The following is a 673-nucleotide window of genomic DNA, read 5'->3' as shown; positions in this document are numbered from 1 at the left end:
TTGTGGTTCATGACTGGGGTGAAGTCGTAACAAGGTAGCGCTAGGGGAACCTGGCGCTGGATCACCTCCTTATACGATGATTATTGCGATGAGTGTTCACACAGATTGATACGGTTTATGTAAAAGAGACGATACTGGGTCTGTAGCTCAGGTGGTTAGAGCGTTCGCCTGATAAGCGAGAGGTCGGTGGTTCGAGTCCACTCAGACCCACCAATTCCCTTCCCAAGGAATTGGCATACAGTATCGACACACCTTGATGGGGCTATAGCTCAGCTGGGAGAGCGCCTGCCTTGCACGCAGGAGGTCAGCAGTTCGATCCTGCTTAGCTCCACCATCTTTAAGGGTTTTTCCTTAAGAATCTTTAAAAATGGTTTCGAAAGAAATCTAGCTCTTTAACAATTTGGAAAGCTGACAAAACAATCTTTATTCCTCGTGAATAATGAATTGTTTGTAAAGTTCTCAAAGTATTCTTAATTGAATACAACTAAAAACACATTCAAGTGTTCTTGGAATTTGAGTCCGGCAAAATCGAAATGTCTCTCGCTCATTCAAATAATGAGAGACAACTTTGGTTGTTTAACGTCAATTCGAAACTCCTTCGGGTTGTATGGTTAAGTGACTAAGCGTACACGGTGGATGCCTTGGCAGTCAGAGGCGATGAAGGACGTATTAA

2 tRNA genes and 1 rRNA gene are annotated in these 673 nt (G+C 43.7%); all 3 read left to right on the top strand.

The window, feature by feature from the left end:
* Positions 1-72: ribosomal RNA gene (locus RXX31_RS24730) — 16S ribosomal RNA — on the top strand; the annotation flags it as partial.
* A gap of 64 nt (positions 73-136) precedes the next feature.
* A tRNA-Ile gene (locus RXX31_RS24725) sits at positions 137-213 on the top strand.
* A gap of 45 nt (positions 214-258) precedes the next feature.
* Positions 259-334: transfer RNA gene (locus tag RXX31_RS24720), tRNA-Ala, on the top strand.
* The last annotated feature ends 339 nt before the right edge of the window (positions 335-673 follow it).

Source organism: Vibrio sp. EA2, from assembly GCF_033042495.1.
In the GTDB taxonomy this organism is placed as follows: Bacteria; Pseudomonadota; Gammaproteobacteria; order Enterobacterales; family Vibrionaceae; genus Vibrio.
Note: the sequence above shows the minus strand (reverse complement) of the source record. Positions and strands in the feature narration are given on the sequence as shown.